Annotated in this window: 14 protein-coding genes; 3 read left to right on the top strand and 11 right to left on the bottom strand. The window is 42.1% G+C overall.

Annotated features, from left to right (window positions below; genetic code table 11):
* Window positions 1-78: 78 nt before the first annotated feature.
* Window positions 79-1,299, bottom strand: coding sequence for an amidohydrolase family protein (locus V6669_RS16360; protein ID WP_338586956.1), 1,221 nt, complete (start codon window positions 1,297-1,299; stop codon window positions 79-81).
* A 50-nt stretch (window positions 1,300-1,349) separates the two neighbouring features.
* On the bottom strand, window positions 1,350-2,582 hold the full coding sequence (locus V6669_RS16355) for an amidohydrolase family protein (RefSeq protein ID WP_338586954.1): 1,233 nt from the start codon (window positions 2,580-2,582) through the stop codon (window positions 1,350-1,352).
* 202 nt (window positions 2,583-2,784) lie between these two features.
* Here V6669_RS16355 and V6669_RS16350 point away from each other — a divergent pair, with 202 nt between their 5' ends.
* Window positions 2,785-4,443, top strand: a complete 1,659-nt coding sequence (locus tag V6669_RS16350; protein ID WP_338586953.1) for a PucR family transcriptional regulator ligand-binding domain-containing protein — start codon at window positions 2,785-2,787, stop codon at window positions 4,441-4,443.
* A 137-nt stretch (window positions 4,444-4,580) separates the two neighbouring features.
* On the opposite strand, the gene V6669_RS16345 is transcribed toward V6669_RS16350, so the two are convergent.
* The 5 genes from V6669_RS16345 to V6669_RS16325 all read right to left on the bottom strand — a co-directional run bounded on the left by V6669_RS16345 (window position 4,581) and on the right by V6669_RS16325 (window position 12,485).
* Entirely contained in the window at window positions 4,581-8,384 is a 3,804-nt protein-coding gene (locus V6669_RS16345) for a GH32 C-terminal domain-containing protein (RefSeq protein ID WP_338586952.1), read from the bottom strand.
* 41 nt (window positions 8,385-8,425) lie between these two features.
* Window positions 8,426-10,018, bottom strand: coding sequence for a glycoside hydrolase family 32 protein (locus V6669_RS16340; RefSeq protein ID WP_338586950.1), 1,593 nt, complete (start codon window positions 10,016-10,018; stop codon window positions 8,426-8,428).
* 424 nt (window positions 10,019-10,442) lie between these two features.
* Window positions 10,443-10,592 carry a hypothetical protein gene (locus tag V6669_RS16335; protein ID WP_338586948.1) on the bottom strand — a complete coding sequence of 50 codons (150 nt, stop codon included), beginning with the start codon at window positions 10,590-10,592 and terminating at the stop codon, window positions 10,443-10,445.
* Between the two features lie 250 nt (window positions 10,593-10,842).
* Window positions 10,843-11,469, bottom strand: coding sequence for a flavin reductase family protein (locus tag V6669_RS16330; protein ID WP_338586947.1), 627 nt, complete (start codon window positions 11,467-11,469; stop codon window positions 10,843-10,845).
* A gap of 134 nt (window positions 11,470-11,603) precedes the next feature.
* Window positions 11,604-12,485: a LysR family transcriptional regulator gene (locus tag V6669_RS16325; protein WP_338586945.1), complete on the bottom strand. Its 882-nt coding sequence runs from the start codon at window positions 12,483-12,485 to the stop codon at window positions 11,604-11,606.
* A gap of 177 nt (window positions 12,486-12,662) precedes the next feature.
* On the opposite strand from V6669_RS16325, the gene V6669_RS16320 reads away from it, so the two are divergent.
* On the top strand, window positions 12,663-13,457 hold the full coding sequence (locus V6669_RS16320; protein WP_338586943.1) for an SDR family oxidoreductase: 795 nt from the start codon (window positions 12,663-12,665) through the stop codon (window positions 13,455-13,457).
* 28 nt (window positions 13,458-13,485) lie between these two features.
* Window positions 13,486-13,827 carry a nuclear transport factor 2 family protein gene (locus tag V6669_RS16315; RefSeq protein WP_338586941.1) on the top strand — a complete coding sequence of 114 codons (342 nt, stop codon included), beginning with the start codon at window positions 13,486-13,488 and terminating at the stop codon, window positions 13,825-13,827.
* A 119-nt stretch (window positions 13,828-13,946) separates the two neighbouring features.
* Here the strand turns inward: V6669_RS16315 and V6669_RS16310 are convergent, their stop codons facing one another.
* The 4 genes from V6669_RS16310 to V6669_RS16295 form a co-directional block, all read right to left on the bottom strand.
* Window positions 13,947-15,041 (bottom strand): Ger(x)C family spore germination C-terminal domain-containing protein, encoded by a 1,095-nt coding sequence (locus V6669_RS16310; protein WP_338586940.1) that lies wholly within the window; start codon window positions 15,039-15,041, stop codon window positions 13,947-13,949.
* Between the two features lie 2 nt (window positions 15,042-15,043).
* On the bottom strand, window positions 15,044-16,159 hold the full coding sequence (locus V6669_RS16305; protein WP_338586938.1) for a GerAB/ArcD/ProY family transporter: 1,116 nt from the start codon (window positions 16,157-16,159) through the stop codon (window positions 15,044-15,046).
* Window positions 16,156-17,616, bottom strand: coding sequence for a spore germination protein (locus V6669_RS16300; RefSeq protein ID WP_338586936.1), 1,461 nt, complete (start codon window positions 17,614-17,616; stop codon window positions 16,156-16,158). Before V6669_RS16300 ends, V6669_RS16305 begins: the two co-directional genes overlap by 4 nt.
* Window positions 17,617-18,252: 636 nt before the next feature.
* Window positions 18,253-19,347 (bottom strand): L-dopachrome tautomerase-related protein, encoded by a 1,095-nt coding sequence (locus V6669_RS16295; protein WP_338594974.1) that lies wholly within the window; start codon window positions 19,345-19,347, stop codon window positions 18,253-18,255.
* Window positions 19,348-19,432: the final 85 nt, after the last annotated feature.

Here is a 19,432-nt window from a genome sequence, read left to right as displayed (position 1 = left end):
GTCATGTGATCAGCCTTTTCATGCCAAAAAGCAACGCACCTGAAAAAGGATGCGCTGCTTCATGTATATTAAAGATTGTTACGAATGGATGGCTGCCATCTGTCTGCTGTTCGGAAACATTCGACCACCAACAAGCACACCACCCGAAAATACAGCTTCGCGTGGAGGTGCTGCAGCCAACGCATGCATCGCATTTATGGCATTTACCAACGAGAAAGTGCCTCGTTCACCCACTTTTGGAGTTAATGGCGCATTGGATATAAGCTTGTACGTTTCTAACAGCCAGAAGTCTTCCACCCAACCGGATGCTTCAGCGAGACGTGACCCACGGGAGAGCATATCGCCATTTCCGAATGGGCTCCACGAATCCAAAATGTTATCGGAACCGATATGCATGGACACTCCCGTTTCCATCAACAGTTTGATGGGGGGCATGGGCCTATCAATGGGCACACTCGTCATGATGGCTACGCCGGTCGCACACAACCTTTCTGCGAGTGAGCGCACCTCCGTTTCCCCAACCTGGCCCAAACAATAGGCATGGCTTACCGCGGTACGGCCTGACATACCTGCTTGTTCTGTCAGTTCGGCGAAGCGGCTGATCGTGTATATTCCGAGATGACTCGGGTCATGCAGATGCAAGTCGACGCCCGCAGAGAATTCTGTCGCAAGTTCAAACATGGCTTCCAGACTGGCATCCACCCGGCGGTCCAGTCCAGCCGGATCCACACCACCAACATAGTTAGCTCCAGCACGAAGCGCTTGCCGCATAACGGAAACGGAGTCAGATCGAAGCAGGCCTTGCTGGGGGAACGCCACAATTTCCATATCGATGCGTCCTTGGTACATCTCACGCACTTCCAAGATCTCCTCAAGATGAGAGAGGCCAATTTGCGGATCCACGTCAACGTGTGTGCGGATTGCCGTTGTACCTTGGGCAAGCATTAAATCCAACAATCGTTTCGCACGTTCTCCCGCCCCGGTCGGTAGTTCTCCCAACATGCTTTTCTCAAATTCCAACTGGCCGGGCAGTGTGACAAACGGCTGCAAAGACTTCCACGGCTCCCCAATAAAATGCTTGTCCAGATGGGTATGCATATCTGCCATTGGTGGTACATAGTGGAGCCCATCCGCATCAAAGACGGTTGTCGCCCTACCGGCAATATTTACAGATGTGAGATCCTCATCCGTTCCGGCAGACTCAATGCTGACAATAAGTCCAGTTGCTTGATTAATCGTTAGATCAAACAGGTTTTCCGACCATTTTACATTTTTTACAAGTGTTAACCCCTTCTCCATGACTCCATCCCCTTACATCATAATCAAATTTTTTCGATATCTTCCGACGACTATGGTAATTCCAAAGGTTTTGAGTCAGTACAAGCTACCTGTAATCCTGATTTCCAAACTGTGCGGGCCTCCGGTTTATTAAGCAGAACTTCCCTTTCCGATCGCTCTCGGAACAATACCATATCAGCCGGAGCGCCGACCCTAATGCCATAATTATCAATGCCTAACGCCTGTGCCGCGTTATGCGTCAGCATGTTGGTCAAGATGAGCGCATCTCGTTTGCTGCCCATGTACGAAGTAATCGCCAATAGCCAGGCAGCCTCAATCGGGTCTGCCTTGCCAAACGGCGTGAATGGGTTGCGCACATTATTGACGCCAATTGCCACATTTACTCCACAATCCTGCAGCAGTTTCACGGGAGTGAGACCTCTATGATGTCCTTCTGGGCCTTCTCTTCCATTCAAAAAGAGGTCTGTCATCGGCAACGTAATGATGCTGATCCCGGCATGACACAGAAGTTCTCCGATAACCAAAGCTTCGTGTTCAGGGAGGGAACCGAGCGAGGTTACATGTCCGGCCGCTACATGCCCCTGCATTCCTGCAACAATTGTCCTTTTTGCAATTTCCACAACGGCACGGTCGTTGGAATCCACCGAAAAATCCGCGTGAAAATCCAGCGGTTTTCCGTACTTCCCTGCCAGACCAAATGCAAAATCCAAGTGCTCCCCCAGGTCTGCATCCTGATACGTGATTCCTCCAATCACATCGGCTCCCATACGAATGGCTTCTTCCATCAGCTCAGCAGTCCCCGGACTCTTATACACCCCTTCTTGCGGAAAGGCAACTACCTGTAAATCCAGTTGATGTTTTAAGGATTGTTTGAGACGAAGAGCAGATTCGACAGCTCTGAGTCCAAGAACCGGATCAACCTCTGCATGGCAACGCATATGGGTTACGCCATTCCTGACGGCTTCTCGAATGACAACCAGCGAGCGCCGGTACATGTCCTCCATCGTGAACGAACTTTTCAGTTTGGATGTTATCCGAATTGCGTCCTGGAGAGACTCCGCCTCCCGATCCATGGAATCCAGCAAATATGCTTTTTCCAAATGAATATGCGGCTCGACGAATCCGGGCAGCAATAAGCCCCCTTTGCCCTTCACTACACGAGACGCTTCGGTTTTGCTTTCCCCGCACGGCGTGACAAATGCAATCTTGCCTGAGGATATCCCGACATCCATTCGCCTTTCATCCCCGGAAATCACCGTATCCGTGATAAGTAGATCAATCATTACATCCTCCGTTCATGTACGCTTTTATTACACACAAGAAACACCTTAAGCATAATTCACTCCTTATGAGAAATCATTGGATGAAAAGGATAAAAATAATTAGCAATATTGGATGATCAAACCAAAGATATTTACTCCACATGATCGTAGTGTTATATTACTTAACAATAAAATAACTTGTTCCAGAAAGGGATGGGTCGATGTGCTGCTGACAGATTTGCTGAAAAACGGCATTTACGATGATGCCAGAGTGATTACGGGGCATAAGGGTCTAGTACGTGAGGTTCAAACGGTCAATATTATGGACTGTCCGGATATCATTCGCTTTCTAAGGCCGAACGAGCTCTTGCTGACCAACGGCTTTTTCATGAAGCAGCAGCCAGAGATGTTTATTCATCTAATCAGAGACATGCAGCGTCTTCATTGCTCGGGGTTGGCTATCAAAACCAAGCGCTTTGAATTGCCTATCCCTGATGAAATACTTTGGGAAGCGGACAAGAACGAATTTCCCATCATCGAAATTTCCGATGTCCGTCTATCCCTCGGCGAAATTTTGCAGCGATCGACCAGTGTGATTCTGAATAACAAGAGTGACGAACTTCAATATGCACTCAGCATCCACAAAAAATTCTCCGAGATGATCATGCGTGGCAAAGGAATTTCCAGCATTATCGATTCCCTGTCCAAACTGTTCTCATCCCCAGTCATCCTGTTAAACTACAAATGGCAAACCATCTCCGCTTCCAGCCAGAATACAAGTATTGCTGAACTCACTGCAGCCGCTGTAAATACACTTCAAGACTTGTCCGATATTTCTAGCCCTACTTCGTTGTGCTTCATCAACACATCAGTCCGAGAGCGTTGCTGCATGTTAATATATCCGGTGAAAACTTACCGCCACGAAGGCTATTTGTTATCCTTTCATTCCCCGGATGAATGGACTGGCCTTTTTGGTCTGACGCTTGAGCAGGCCTCCAACGTCATTGGAATGGAGCTGACCAAATCACAGGCTGTCAAAGAGCGCTCCCGCAGACACAAAAACGAGTTCTTTTCCGATCTGATTGAGGGATATATCACTTCTGAGCAGGAGGCGCTGAACCGCGGCAAGAGATGCGGGCTTAACAAGGGGCGTGCAAGTGTCGTGCTGACCATGCGTAATGACGAGGTGCATCACATGCATCAAAGATTTCCTAATCACGAAGGTTCGGCGCCTCTGAAAGGAGATAATATCACGGAGCAAGAAGAGCAATACGAGCACATCAAACGTGTTTTTGGTGGGTTAGATCATTCCTTCGTCATGTTTACCAAACATGATACCTACTGTCTTCTGTTATCTATCCCTGAGTGTGGGTGGGATGAGGCGAAAATCACCGAGCAGCTGTCAGGAATGCTTAAAGAGCTGCATCATGAGACTGGACTGAGTCTGTCTATCGGCATTGGCAAACCTGCATCAAATGTACTTGGCGTTCGTCATTCTTATACAGAAGCGGTTAATGCATTGCAATTCGGCTACTGGCTAAAACGAAAGCAATTCGTCCAATCTTATCAAGCCAAGGACATCGGATATTTATTCCACATGCTTCCCCACAACGAACTGAAACAATTTTACGACGCGACCTTAAACGGATTGCTGCACATTGCAGACGAACATGAAAAAAAAGAGTTGCTGCGCACCTTGAACGCTTTTTATGATACACAATGCCAGCTTGTCGAAACATCCAAGCAACTTTTCGTTCATCGAAATACCGTGGTGTATCGACTGGAAAAGTGTGAAAAACTCCTGGGTGTGAAACTCAAAGATCCAACTGAAAGCTTACGAATCCGCATCGCGATAGCCATCGAACCTCTGCTACTTCAATAAAACCTGTCCTTGGCTTGGGATAATATTAAAACAAAAAAAGCCGCTATAATAGCGACTTGAATTGAACAATGTTCCTGACACGCGACACTTCTTTATTGGAATATCTATGAGATACGCCATCATGGAATAAATTTTGATTATTTTGTTAATACCCATTTTTGTCGATCAAGTGATGGATTCAGTTCACTTAGGAAGAGTTTGGTTCCATCTTCCGATACTTCTAATGCTTTTTGATGATGAGCTGAAGTAATATGAACTGATCCGTCTTTGTTCTGGTGAAGGACCCAACGCTGGTTGTTATACCCTAAGTAATGATATAGCTGAAGTTTGTTTTGTCCTATATCCAGATCAAGCGTCTGACCGGCCGTAGTACGAATTGAATACGAACCTGCTTTGTCGCCTGTCGGAACAAATACCCACTTTTGGGCGGAAGCTGCACTTGCATCTTGCAAGGTAACTGGCTCCCCGTTGACAAGGTTAACTGTATAAATGGATTTTTGTGTTGCGGCATTTACAAGGCTGGACTTGGTGAGGTTTGCAGGTTCACCGTTGCTCACATTGACGTTCTGGTAAGATGCGGAGCCGCCAAATACATGGAGTCCAAAGTGGCCTTCTGCAAAAGTACCATCCATGATATCTATCACTTTTTGACTGTCCACGTGAACGACAATATGCGGACCATTCGCTTCTATTTTCACCTTATACGTTTGACCTGGCTGAATGAACGTTGGTACTTTGGCAAGGACCTGACGTTCTTCAAATCCTCCATTGATTTTGTAGAACAGACGGATTGCCTTCATGTTAGGGTCTAGATTCAGATAATAACCACTGCGACCATCCTCGCTAGCCCTGAACAAAATAGAACCTGCCCCTCCTGTTTCACCGAGCATCATGTCTGCTTCATACGTAAAATTCCCAGCCTTCTCTTTGGCAATATAATTCGCATCGCTAAAATATTTACCACGGATCCCATGTTCACTAACTAACCATAAAGCAGCAGACAGATCTTTAGTCCATCCACTCAGGTTTGTCCGGAACTCGCCACCTGAGACTTTAACGAGCACACTAGTGGAAGTTTTACCATTCGGAGTAGATACGGTGACTGTGGACTCCCCTTCTTTTTTTGCCTTAATAACTGCGTGTGAATTGTCTACCGAGACTATGGCTATTACTTCGTTATTACTGGAATTCCACTTAAGCGGTTGAACGCCTAGACCTTGGCCATACTCGACTATCGCCTGCAGTGTATCCGACTTGCCTACCCCCAGTTCCCGAACCCTCGTATCCATCTTTATTTGAGCTTTTGAAGGAATGTTCTCATTCCAGACAGATTGAAGTTGATGCACTTTCAAGGAAACAACGTTCACATTCCCACCTTTTACGTAAAAACTCATCGCTCTACTAGCGGGATCCGGAAATATAACATCTGAAAAGACGACTTTGCCGTTGTTACCAAAGGCCTCAACAGAAGACTCATCCACAAGAATACGCATCTTGATCCGGTTATTCTCCATTTGCGTAGGCGCTTCATGTTTCTTACTGAAAAGGTTAGAAAAATCCGTTTCACCGGATGCAGTTCGGTCCACAAACATATGACTATCACTTGCCTTATAACCCACGACTGTCTTCTGATTTGCACCCTCACGAATGTTAAAGCCAAACTCGGTTACTGTGCTGGCTTCAGGGATTTCAATTTCAGCTTCAATTTCGTAAGCACCTGAAATAATACCTTTTAACAGATTCCCGGAAGAAGGGCTCACCGACTTGTTGGAAGCAGAGTACAAAGGTTTACGTAGTGATTCCAATTCTTTGATTGGACTTTGCACCATCCGAATTCCATCTTTGGTTGTTACCAATGAAACTTCTCTCGGAATGGTTAGTTCACCTTTCCAATTGGACGTTGGGAAAGCAAACGGATAGTCCCAATTCGTCATCCACGCCATCATCACTGTGCGATGATCAGGCATATTAGCAAAAGACATCGAAGCGTAAAATTCTTTACCAAAATCTGTTCTTAACACCTTACCCGCCGGATTATCGTTCACGAATTTACCATCAGCTGTTAAATGACCGATAAAATACTCGGCATCTGATCCGCCTGTTTTGGGATTCGCTCCTGTACTGATCATCATAACCCACTTCTTCTGTGATGTTCCGTCTACCGGAAGCTGGAACAAATCAGGGCATTCCCATACACCTCCACGGATGTAATCCCCATATCCCCAATTATCTGTCAATGTCCAGTCAAGAAAATTCGTTGACGTGTAGAAACGAATATGATCTCCTCCGGACACAACCATAACCCAGCGGTTGTTCTCATCATCACGTATTACTTTCGGATCGCGGAAATCCCAATTCCCAGCTTCATTTCCGCTCTTACCTGGGTTCTCGATCACAATCGGGCGTTCCTTCGAATACTCCCAAGTACGACCTTGGTCTTTACTGTAAGCCAGACCTATACGCTGGTTCCCATTCGGGCTATCCGGATTAAAGGAAGTATAGTATGCAATAAGGCCCTTGCCTCCTGAATCTCCGAATAAACCAGATGCATTTGTCATATCCGCAACAGCCGACCCAGACCAGACATGTCCGTGATCATTCCAGGGAAGTGCAATCGGAAGCCGTTTCCAGTTCAGCATATCTTTACTTACCGCATGCGCCCATGTTCCTCCATCCTGATGGAAGAGATGATATTCTCCTTCGAAGTAGACAAGTCCATTCGGATCACTCGCTGAACCACGTATTGGCGTGTAGTGATATTGTGGACGATATATCTCATTGTAATATTGGCTCAGTTCTGTCACATAAGTATCCTGGAAGTAAGCCGTCCCCTTTTTTACGACGATTCCAGTACTTCCACTCCTGTAGGTTGAATCTTTCGCGTCAATTGCGGCCGTAGTGTATCCATCCAGGAAGACCTGAATTCGATCTCCCTTTGCCTTGATTTCCACATGATGTTTGGCTCCCATCTGACTCGGATAAGTACGTTGCGAACTTGCAATTACGGTTCCTTTTGTATTCGTCAAACTTACACGGACCTGATCTGCTTCCTTCGTAAGAGTAGCTTCATATCCTTCGGTTCCATCGGTTGAAGATCGAAATGCGAGAGCTGCAATAGAATCAGGACGAAGGGTAATATTCCCTTCATACACCATATCAGTCGCCTCTTTATTATAGATTTGCTGTGCTTTGCTCTCCTGTTCTACAGTCCCTCTTTTTCCGTTGATATCAGGCTGCCATTTTCCCTTGCTAGCAAGCACTGTACCCAAATTACCTTTCAGATCGCTCACCACGATGTTCGAAAACAAGGCAGATCCATCCCATACATGTAGTCCAAGTTTTCCGCTTTGATACGAAATGTCTTGAACATCAATTAATGGTTTATATTGATTGCCCCAATATACTTTTAACGAGGACCCCACTGCCTTCACTTTGAGATGATAGATTTGCCCCATTTCAACAGAAACTTTACGCTCCTCCTTTAATTTCCCATCTCCATTTGTTGCATCTCTTAACCGGATCAGACCAGCGTCCGGAACGATTTGCAGCATGTACGAGCTAAAGCCATCCTCATTAGAACGAAACAACAATGTGGCATCTGCCTTCGTATCCCTGATCATGACATCAGCTTCATAGATAAAATCATCGGACACCGACTCTGAGATGGCCATTACATTTTCTTTAGGCTGCGAAGTCAGCAAGATTCCTTCTGGAGTATCCTCTAATCCACCTTTTCCTTTCACTTGCCAGCCTATCAGATTGGTGTTTGATTTGGATGCGCTTTCAAAAATATCAAGCTCCTCCTTTGCCTGTTTATTTGTTTCCTGATCAGCGAGCACAGCACTAGCCGCAACTGAGTTAGATGTAAAAATACCGTTTGAAGTCAGAGCTAATCCCGTTGCCATCAGAAGACATATTGCGAATTTGGATTTATCGTTCATTCCTTACCCTCTTTTCTAATGGAATTGTAAATTGCTAAAGTCTAAACACTCTGATTTTCCCAAATACTTACGAGATCATTGATTTGAAGCGACACGACCTTTAGTTCTCCGCCAATGGCATAGAGTTCCAGTCCTCTACCTCCCGAGTCAGGGAAAATCGTGTCTGAAATGATAGTTGTTCCATTGTTGCCAAAGATCTCTACACTTGACCAATCAACATAGATGCTTAACTGTATCCGTTTATGCTCTGGCTTCATGGGGGCCTTGTGTTTTGCGGCAAAATCGGGATGAAAATCAACAGCATTCGACTTCGTCCGATCGACAAATAACTCCTCATTCAAGACATTATATCCGATGACTGTCTCCTGGTTGGAAGAGGAAGACTTATGCACCTTGAACCCAAATTCTATTGCATTACCGATTTCAAATTCCGCAATAATTTCCATCTTTGCAGCAGAAATAGCAGACAGAACGTTCATATCTGGTTTAATCGTAATGTCTTGTAGAGATAGAATTGATCTTCTAAGTTGATTTAACTCAGTTATGGGTGCTTGAATTAAGCGAAGTCCTTCCGAATACGTCCTAAGCTGAATCTCTCGTGGGATTGACATATGGCCACGCCATTCTTTAGAAGGAAGAGTGGAAGCATAACGCCAATTATTCATCCAGCCGACCCAAATCTTTCGCCCATCCTCATTCGGGATACCATCCCAGGTCACGGCCGCGTAAAAGTCAGATCCGTAATCTATCCATTGGATTGTATCGAATGATTCCGATGGTTCATCTAGTGTAAAAACCTTACCATCAAATTGACCTATAAAATACATCATGCCAGAACCGCCTGCGGGTGGTTCTGAATCGTTTGGATTTACGCCATTTCTATCTCCGACACTTAGTGTCAGAATCCATTTAGTGGTATCAGGGTCCTCATCCACTTGGAGTTTAAAAACATCAGGACATTCAAATATTCCACGATGGATGCCTGGAATATCGGAACCGAAACCGCTTGCAAAAGACCAATCCTTAAGATTCGAAGATGTGTAAAATTCTACACGGTCGCTTACGGCAAGAACCATTACCCAGTTTGAAGATTCTTCATGCCAGGATACCTTTGGGTCTCGAAAGTCTAGCGTTTCCGTGGGGAATAAAACAGGGTTACCTTCATATTTTGTCCAGGTTCGACCTTGGTCCTTACTGTAAGCGATGCTTTGAACCTGCGGTTTACCGGGCTGAGCGCAGTTGCCATCATTAGTATAAATTGCAACCAATCCTGATCCTGCTTCGTTGAAGAATCCGCTTGTATTGTTCTTATCGACTACCGCACTTCCCGAAAAGATCGCTCCATCTTCCCCAGGTGAGATGGCTGGTGGAAGTTCATCCCAATGTACTAAATCATTACTTACTGCGTGCCCCCAATGCATTCTGCCGAAGTCAGGCTGTGTATCGTGAGGATTATATTGGTAGAAAAGGTGATATTCCCCTTCGTAAAATACCATTCCGTTAGGATCGTTAATCCAATTTCTCTTAGGTGAATAATGTATTTGTGGTCTGTATTCATTTTTATAAGTGAAGTTTTCTGGACCTTTGCTGATACTATTTTCACCTGATAGATGTATTTTTTTGATTTTATTCACTCTCCCTTAAGGCTATTTAGAATCTAAAATAAGTAATATGCATTCCTTATTAACAAAATAATTCACTCGGTTTCATTTGTCAAAGTATTTTTGTATAAATGAACATTGTTTTTTATATATACATCTGTTTTAGTTTACATTTGCACAATTTATGACTGGTTTTTTGAAAGTAACAACTTTTATATAAGTTGATTTGATCGTTTTTTATTATTGTTTTTAAATCAACTGATTTACAAATGTAAATTGAAGATGGTTGTTGAAAAGCCCTAATTCGGGAGCCAGTACATCTCCTTGATTTTGAATCCAAGTGTTGCAATTAGTTGGATGCGTATTGTTCCGACAAAACAAAAAAAGCCGCTAAAATAGCGACTTTAATTGGAATATGTTCCTGTCCCGCGACAGGTTAATAAATTAAACTTCTCGCTTATGCTTTAACAACTTCAACCTTTTTATCCCCTGCTGACTTCGCTACCTCTAACGTTGTGTTATCTTGGATAGTGACTATTACGCCAGTAGCCAGCATAGAAACGATTAAAGCTGCGCTGAGGGCTGTGGAAATTTTCTTCTTGACCATAATCATACCTCCGATATCTATTATGTTGTAATAAGCGGCTCAAAGAACTATGACGAGCCGAGCGTGACTAAATATTACATTAATTCACTTTTTTGTTGGGTAATCTACCTGATGATTGTATTATAACGTACTGACAATGATTGTAAAAGGATTTTTTCCTTGTGTTTAAATACAATAAAGTATGAACTGCATCGTCGTATTCCACTTTAATAAATGCGATTGTAAGGGTTTCCTGCCCGTTCGCTTATTGTCACTGACGGACAGGTGGTGCAAAGACTGGAGCCAATCTAGACGGATGTACTTTTTCCCCGATACCATAAAACTCACAAAAGTTCATTATTAGCGGATTCCACTTGTCTGGATCGATATAATTTTCTTCTCCATCCATCAATACCTGCTCGTGAATGTGCGACTTCACAATGTTAACTTCGATAGCAGCTAATGTACTTGGATCCTCTCCAAAATCATGAACATGTTTGACAATTGCTTCAAGTTGCACGGGGCACTCCTTAACACATGAAGGTTTTACTATATCTGATGGTGTTTGAGTCAATTGGGCCGCACCAAATTTGTCTGGTTCGTACCTATACCCCTGTCGTACTTTGTAATCAGGAACAGGGTTACGTCCGGTGAGAAGAGCCAGTCGATCCACAGCGTGAACAAGGTCTACGGAAGGCAGGTTTAAGACACACTCACGTTCACGCAGAATATTTTGCACGGTTTGAGATCGGTTACTTATTCCAAGCATAAATGACTGATTTAGCGACCATGCAGATGAAATAGGAGCTAAATTTACCGAATGATCCTCGTTTAGAGTGCTGATAAGTACGACTGGAGTTCCAAAATAGAAAATTTTCGGTTCTACAATTTTATGCATAGATAAGCTCCTTCGCATTCAATTTTTCTCATTGATTATAACAAGGGAGCAATTTCGAAATCTTGTTGTCTTATTCAAAAATCTTTAGGGATTATATTCTCAGAATTTTTTTTCAAAACTAGAAATTTTGGCGGTCATTCTCGTTGATGTAAAGTATCCACATATTCAATAAACCTTTTCGCTGCTGGGGAAATATTATGATCATCTCTCCACTTCAATCCTATTTCCCAGTACCATCCTTCATCAATGATAGGGATCCAGACCAATTCATCTAACATCAAACCCAGCGTCTTTGGTAATACTGATACACCCAAACCCGACTTTATAAAACCGGCTACAGTGATCAGGTCCTCCGCTTCATAGGCCGAAGCAAGAAAAAATCCGGTATGTTGGAACCGGGATATAATCGTTGCTTTTAATCCACAGTTGTTTTTCAATCCAATAAATGGCTCGCCAGACAGCTCTGCCAAACTAAGAGCGCTACAATCTGCATAACGATGTTGGGAGGGAACAACAATGTATAAAGGAACATTTTGAATAGTCTTCCAGTGATGATTATCCATAGTAGATTCCCTCGATGTAATCATAACATCCGAAAATCCTTGCTCCAGATGTTCATCAATATCCCCTAAGTTCCCTTGTGTCAATTCGAATCGAACTTTGGGATACTTCAATTGATAACTCCGGATTAGACTTGGGATCAATTCAACCCCAAGAATGTTTAGATAAGACAACGTAATCACACCTGTATCCGGATTGGACCACTCTTCGATTTCCTTTAGGCCATTTTCAATATTTTGTAGGGCTCTACCAATCCATTTAGAAAACATGGTACCGTTTCGGTTCAGCTTTATATTTCGTCCATTTCGCTCAAATAAAGGAGCTCCTATTTCGTTTTCGAGCTTGGCAATTGCATGACTTAATGCTGGCTGAGTAATACCAAGTTTTTTGGAGGCTAGGGTCATATGTTCAAGCCGTGCAACGGTCATAAAGTATTCTAATTGTGTAAGTTCCATTAAAACCACCCCTCCACATATTAATATTATTCATCATTTTTATTATTATAATAAATTGGACGTTATGAAAGTAGCAAGTGTAATATTAGTTCTAGCTCCTCTCGAACAACACATCAAGCTTTAGAGACAGAGCAATTTTAAATTAAATATTGAATACCATCACTAGGAGGAATAGTTATGCATAAAGAATTTGAGTTCTCTGTATCGGAATTTGAAGGTAAAAAGGTGCTCGTAACCGGAGGAACAAAGGGAATGGGGCAAGCTGTTGTAAAAAGACTTGCAAACGGCGGAGCTACTGTCCTTACTACTGCCCGTTCCCTATCAACTGACTTACCAAATTCGGTCAAATTTGTGCAAGCAGATGTCGCCACACCTGAAGGTGTAGAGCAAATAATTACAGCAGTAAAAGAGCAACTTGGAGGTATCGATATTATCGTCCATTGCGTAGGTGGATCAACGACACCACCAGGAGGCGCACTTGCATTGAGTGATGAGGATTGGCTTCATACATTAAATTGGAATTTACTCGCAGCAGTTCGACTTGATCGTGGCTTAATTCCACTTATGTTAGAAAATAATTCAGGCGTTATTCTTCATTTCACTTCCATCCAGAGACGTTTGCCTTTATATGAAACTACACTGGCTTATGCATCTGCCAAAGCCGCGCTGGCTAATTATAGCAAGGGATTATCAAATGAATTTTCCCCACAAGGAATTCGCATAAATACGTTGTCTCCCGGGTTTATTCAGACAGAAGCAGCTGACGCATTAATTGATCGGATCGCAACGGAAACCGGAAGTCGAGAAAGTGCGCTTGAACAACTTATGACTTCACTCGGAGGTATTCCAATTGGTCGGCCAGGATTTCCTGAAGAAGTCGCTGAACTGGTCGCATTTCTGGTCTCAGACCGAGCAGCATCTATTACAGGTAGTGAATATGTCATAGATGGGGGAACTACCCCTACCGTCTAAAAATTAATTAATAAAGGGAGAGAATAATATGGATCTCAATCATTTACCATCTGTAATTGGCAAATACATTAATGCATCTAACAAGCCAGACCCCGCAGTATTTGTAGATTGCTTTTCAGAGAATGCCGTTGTGATGGATGAAGGAAAAAAGCGAAATGGCAAACAGGCGATTCGGGAATGGAGTGATCAAAACCATTTCTCAGCGAATGTAACGTTAGAGCCAACAAAAGCCAAAAAAATAGGTGATGAAATTGTGTTAACATGCAAGCTGGATGGTACCTACGATAAGACGGGTCTACCCGATCCGCTATTATTGAATTATCATTTTGTTATTAATGACGATAAGATCATTAGACTTTCCATCTTCTAAAGATATCCAAATGGCTTGTCCGCCACGGGCTGCAGTAATAAGCTCTCTTTGTACATGATTTGAACAAAAAAGATGCCCCCACAATGATGTATTTGATCATGTAGGGGGCATCTTTTTAATCACGACAGCCGTTCAACATTAATCAAAGGCTGTATTTTGATGTCGAAGTCAACATTAATCTTCATATTTTCCCAATATTTCAACCATTGCTCTTCCGTTATTGGTTTAGAAAAAGGCTTAAGTGAATGTGTTCCGACCTCTAAGGGATCCACTTTCAACCGTTGCATACTTTTTAATAATTCTGACGTTTGTTCCTCAAGGTATACCTCAATCTCATGAATTAAATGTTCCAATTGTTCCTCGCTTTGAATATTCTTTTCTCCCTGGTATTCCTCAATTCTTCCTTTCAATCCCACATGTAAAGACAAGGATGAATAGTCACTTGATAGTTTCATGCGAATATTGGATCGAACACGTCCCAAACTGATAGATAACTTTGGAATGGCCAAGACTTTTAAGAAATGATCGTTATCCAGAAGTTGAAAAATTTCATCACTTACGTCTTGAGTGACCATTACTTCTTTATCATTTTGGAAAAAGGCCGTTCCTACGTAATTGAAATTGTTTTTATCCGCATGAAAAACCGGCAGGATCGGATCCTTAAGAGGGGAATATAACATCTTCATGAATTGATGAATATTGACAATGCTCATTTCACCTTGGTTATGTTGCTCGTAATGCTTTAACATCCGATAAAGAAAATAATCTTGGTTTTCTTGCTTCGTCAATTGATTTTTTATGTATTCATCAAAATCGCCTCTGACGATCAATAAGTAGACATGCATTGAAATATCGGGATCAACCAATATCGTATTGATCAGTTTTTCAATGCCTTCTTTTGTTGCCAGTTCCTCATTGATTAATAACATTCGCAGCTGCCCCTGCTTTAATTCCCGATAATAAATTAAATTAAACTCCTTGCCTCCCTGTTTTAACAGATCAACTTCCTTGGAGAGAAAGCGTTTTTTTTCTTTGATGAGTGGAGGCACTAAAGTGCTGATTTTAAACTTTCCTTCCGTCCCCTTGTCAACAGACCAGAAAACTACCGGGGCGATCTCTTCGATCATATTGCTCTCGACATATGGAGAAGAACAACCGGCCACCCACATAAGGCTTACAATCGCCAATAAACCATAATGCTTGTATGATACCATACCTACACTCTCTCCTTTCGTTTAACCATAGTGAAAAGGATCGTAGGAACCAGTAAATAAATGAATGCACTAAGCCAAATTTGAATGTTCAGTAACATCTTTTGACCCGGAACCGTTTGCCATAACCATTGCTCCATTATAATGATACTTATCAAAATGACAAACCAACTCGACAATAATCCGATCCGAGTTGTGCCTTTGTTCATTTTTTTCATAAAGACTCTTGCGGCTCCATATAAACACAACAAAAGAATTGAAATGTCAAATACATAATTAAACATTTGGAAAGAGATAAGGATGTAATCGATTCGTTCTAAACCGCTCGTTTGAATGTAACTTCCCATATATACTACCGGAAAGTTGATCTTGCTTAAGAAGTTCGAACCGTAAAACAATACCGAAGCAATGAACACTAATGAATATTCCAAGATCGTCAGCATGTTTCCAATGACAAGATACTTCGATATTTTTTTATTGGAGCTCAACCATGGAACCATAAAGGCCAAATATACTGGACCGGAAAATGCCGACCAAATAAACAACAAGCCCTGCCATGAATGTTCTGACCATTCGGTGGGGATTAGAGGATACAAATCGCGGTAATTTGCAATCGTTGGAAAGAAAAAGGGAATAAACATGATTAAGATCCACGCCCCGCAAAGAAAGGCGATAACGACAAAACGCAATGTTTTCTCCATGCCATGTGAAGCCACAAATAAACTGATCGAAAGAATAACTAGGATCAGCCACTTTTTATTCATTGATGGATATATAAAATTATGGAGCATTTCAACGTAACCCAGTGTGATGATTGAAATTTTTAACAGTATTATCACAAAACCAAGTATTGCGAAAACTTGAACCGCCCGTTTCCCAAAAAGCTGTACAAATCCTTGATAGCCTTTCGATGCATAACTGGAAGTAAACCATTTGGATAGCATCATCAAATTAAGTTGGGACAGTAGCCCCAAGGCGACAATTCCCCAAACCATATAGGAATGAACCAAATAAACCGGCATGATTAAAATAAAATAATGCATTTGCGTTCGATTAACCAATAAAAGGAAATGAATGCCGCCAAGGGTGGAAGTTTGATTGAATAGGGATAAAGTCTTCATTTCTTCATCTTCTCCTGTCGCCATTTCTGTAGTGGTTTTAGGTTATGCGGACGCGTTTTCATCCAAATCAAAGGCCCGCGAATAAAGAGGTCGATCCAATCCTTCCCATAAAAAGGTGAAAGCGGCGCTAAATAAGGTTGACCTAATGACGTTAATGCATGGAGATGCGCAAGAATCCCGATTATCCCGACCACGATTCCTGGCAGCCCAAGAAACGATGCAAGGATAAGAAGAAGCAATTGCAACAGAACCATGGATTTTGTCATTTGATAATTGGGAACTAAAAAGAAAGCAATAGCGGATATACCCATCAAAACAATTAATACTTTACTTGCAAAGCCTGCCTCAACAGCCGCTTGTCCAATGACAATACCACCGATAACCCCTAGAGTTTGACTGGTTTTGGTCGGCATTCGCAAACTTGCTTCTTTGATGATTTCCAGCGTTACGATCATGAAAATTCCTTCCACAAACGGAGTAAAGGGCAATTTGCTTCTCGATTCCAATAATACGAAGAGAATCGGCAGCGGAACCATTTGGTAATGAAATGTCGTTAACGCAACATAAAAAGGAATCATCGTCAAAGAAATAATAAAACTTCCATACCTCATTAAACGTAAAAAACTGGCTACCGGCCAACGAAGGAAGTAGTCTTCTGGTGATTGGAATAGATGGAATAATGTAATGGGACAAATTAAAGCAAACGGTGAATTGGAGACTAATAAAGTCAGCTTACCCTCACCTAAGGCGAAGGCGCAGGCATCCGGCCGATCCGTTTGTAGAAACTGGGGAAAGACCGTATGGTTATGATCTTCAATAAAAGCTGCAAGCTGTGCGGAGTCTAAAAACTGATCGAAATCCACACTTTCAATTTTTTCTCTTGCAATGGAAACAAATTCCGGATTAATTATTCCGTCTATGTACATTAACACAACTTTTGTTTTACTCAGTGATCCGATAGTGAAGCTTTCCGTTTTTAATGTCGTTATAGGCAAACGTCTGCGCAACATTGTAATGTTATTATCGATTTGTTCGCTGAAGCTATCTTTCGCTCCATATATAACAGTTTCCGTTTGGGAAGGTTCAATTGCCCGGCCAAGAGGATTTTCCAACTGTATGCCTAGCCATTGATCGTTGACTGAATCGTATAGAAGAATATATCCTTGCATTATTTTTTGCCCAGCATCTTCGATCGATATAACTTCTGAAACATCAGAATTGATTATGCATGAAGAAAGCGAATTTCCGCCTGATTGATGAAGTGGCTGAATAATCGCCTCGTTTAAACGCTCTTGATCTATTAACGTTTTTATAAATAAAAGATGGACTGAAGCACTCGTACCTATTTTGTGCTCAATGATTTCGGCATCTTCCATATGGTTTAATATCTGTTTTAAATCATCAAGCCATGTAGACTTTTGATGATTTTTCATTTGAGGCTCGTGTTTTTCAACCATGGTCTTCTCCTTTATCAAAGTAATAAAATGGTGATAAGATTAATATCTTGTCCTGTAATCGAAAAATCATACGACCGGCAATGTGTATACTAAGCCTCATCATGTTTGAGAATGAGATGGAAATCTGGATCAGGTTTCTTTTATTCGGTGAGAATGCATGTGGTAATCTGTATTTTTTTCAATGCATATGAAAAAACCTCAGCCGGTTAAGCGAGCTGAGGTCAATAAATTAACGATTAATGTTTTTTCTTTAGTTGCTACCACTGTTGGTTTTGATTCCGTTGGCTTTCGCATTAGGTGCTTCGAATACCCCTGATTGGGACTACTAGAGTTGCACCTAACTTCTTCACCTAATAACTTCAACCTTTTTATCCCCTGCTGACTTCGCAACCTCTACCGTTGTTTTACCTTCAATTACAGTCCCGTCTCCGCGGACTTATAAATGAATGTAAGGTCAGTGATTCATATAATGGGCATATAGTTGCTCGAAGGTTGTAAAACGTTCGACCTCTCTGCCGACCTTATCAAACTCGTCTAGATATTCGTCCATCACTTCAAGGAACTTCTCTTTTATATCAGAGCTTGTTGTTCAATTGTTTAATGATGTCTTAGGGCAGATTCGACTTACGCAATATATCAAAAGGTAGGAGCAGGTAATTCATCTATTTTCATACGTAGTAGACTATAGGGTTTTTGTCGCAGGTCTTTTCCGTAATGAAATCTGGCCTGCCTATGTAATTGGTTCACAATTACATATAAACATTGATCCGGACCAATAGAAAAAGTATCCGGCCATAAAATTCTCGGATCATGCGCGATGGTTTCCATGATTCCATTCGGGGATATTTTTCGAATGCTATCGTTTTCATAGTCTCCAGCATAAACGTTTCCTTTTGCATCCGTTATCATTCCATCAGAAGCTCCCTTTTCTCCCCAATACTGCACAAGATAACTTAAATTGAAATCCGGTATTGTTCTGTCTCGCAGGGCTTCTGTTGAGATTGAGTATAGCTGGCGACTGGTTAATGGACAATAGAATAACATTTTTCCATCAGGGGAAATGGCTATACCATCAGAGGCCAATCGAAAGGGCGATGTTGAACCATCCTCGTTTCGATTCATCAAAATTTCACCTTCCACTTTCGGTAAAAAATATGGATCGGGTGAGGTCGAGCTTGCTCCATTTAACCGTCTATACGCATTTCCATTTTCTAAATTTACAACGATAATAGCGCCTGGCCCTCTGGAAGAAGAGTCCGTTATATATGCGAAACCTGCTTTTCCTACACGAAAATCAAATCGGACATCATTCAGATATGTTGTCGGCAAGACCACATCTTCTGCAAAAGTATATACTTTTTTTATTGTATTTGTTTTTAAATCTACAGCGACTAATTTTGCCCCTCCTTTCATAGGCTCAGAAAAATTTGGTGCAGCCGTGTCCAGTACCCACAAGGTTCCCCTTCCATCTGCAACAACACTTTGGACACTGATGAAGGACATTTTGATATTTAATGGGTTGATCAAATTCGTTTCTACATTAGGATAAGGTTGCATCTGACCCTCAACAATTTCCACTACCGTAAATCTAACGTCATCTCCCCATTTTGGAAAACAAATAAAGATACGCCCGGTTTCGGACACACTAACGCCTGTAGGCATAGCCCCGTAAAAGGAATGAACGAGTTCTAACTTGCCGAAATACTTTTCCATAGGTAACATAGGTTTTATGATATCCTCCTTAACATATTTGAATAGATATTACCTATAATATGTTCCAGACTTTTTCTAATACCTGGCCCTTAATCGTCTTTTT

The organism is Paenibacillus sp. Y5S-9, from assembly GCF_036894235.1.
Lineage (GTDB): Bacteria > Bacillota > Bacilli > Paenibacillales > Paenibacillaceae > Paenibacillus.
This window is presented reverse-complemented; position numbering and strand designations above follow the sequence as displayed.

Excerpts from the sequence above, each read along its gene's own strand:
- V6669_RS16315 (WP_338586941.1), top strand. The coding sequence starts at position 13,486 with ATGGATCTCAATCATTTACCATCTGTAATTGGCAAATACATTAATGCA.
- V6669_RS16320 (WP_338586943.1), top strand. The coding sequence starts at position 12,663 with ATGCATAAAGAATTTGAGTTCTCTGTATCGGAATTTGAAGGTAAAAAG.
- V6669_RS16305 (WP_338586938.1), bottom strand. The coding sequence starts at position 16,159 with ATGAAGACTTTATCCCTATTCAATCAAACTTCCACCCTTGGCGGCATT.
- V6669_RS16300 (WP_338586936.1), bottom strand. The coding sequence starts at position 17,616 with ATGGTTGAAAAACACGAGCCTCAAATGAAAAATCATCAAAAGTCTACA.
- V6669_RS16360 (WP_338586956.1), bottom strand. The coding sequence starts at position 1,299 with ATGGAGAAGGGGTTAACACTTGTAAAAAATGTAAAATGGTCGGAAAAC.
- V6669_RS16325 (WP_338586945.1), bottom strand. The coding sequence starts at position 12,485 with ATGGAACTTACACAATTAGAATACTTTATGACCGTTGCACGGCTTGAA.
- V6669_RS16330 (WP_338586947.1), bottom strand. The coding sequence starts at position 11,469 with ATGCATAAAATTGTAGAACCGAAAATTTTCTATTTTGGAACTCCAGTC.
- V6669_RS16310 (WP_338586940.1), bottom strand. The coding sequence starts at position 15,041 with ATGGTATCATACAAGCATTATGGTTTATTGGCGATTGTAAGCCTTATG.
- V6669_RS16345 (WP_338586952.1), bottom strand. The coding sequence starts at position 8,384 with ATGAACGATAAATCCAAATTCGCAATATGTCTTCTGATGGCAACGGGA.
- V6669_RS16335 (WP_338586948.1), bottom strand. The coding sequence starts at position 10,592 with ATGGTCAAGAAGAAAATTTCCACAGCCCTCAGCGCAGCTTTAATCGTT.
- V6669_RS16355 (WP_338586954.1), bottom strand. The coding sequence starts at position 2,582 with ATGATTGATCTACTTATCACGGATACGGTGATTTCCGGGGATGAAAGG.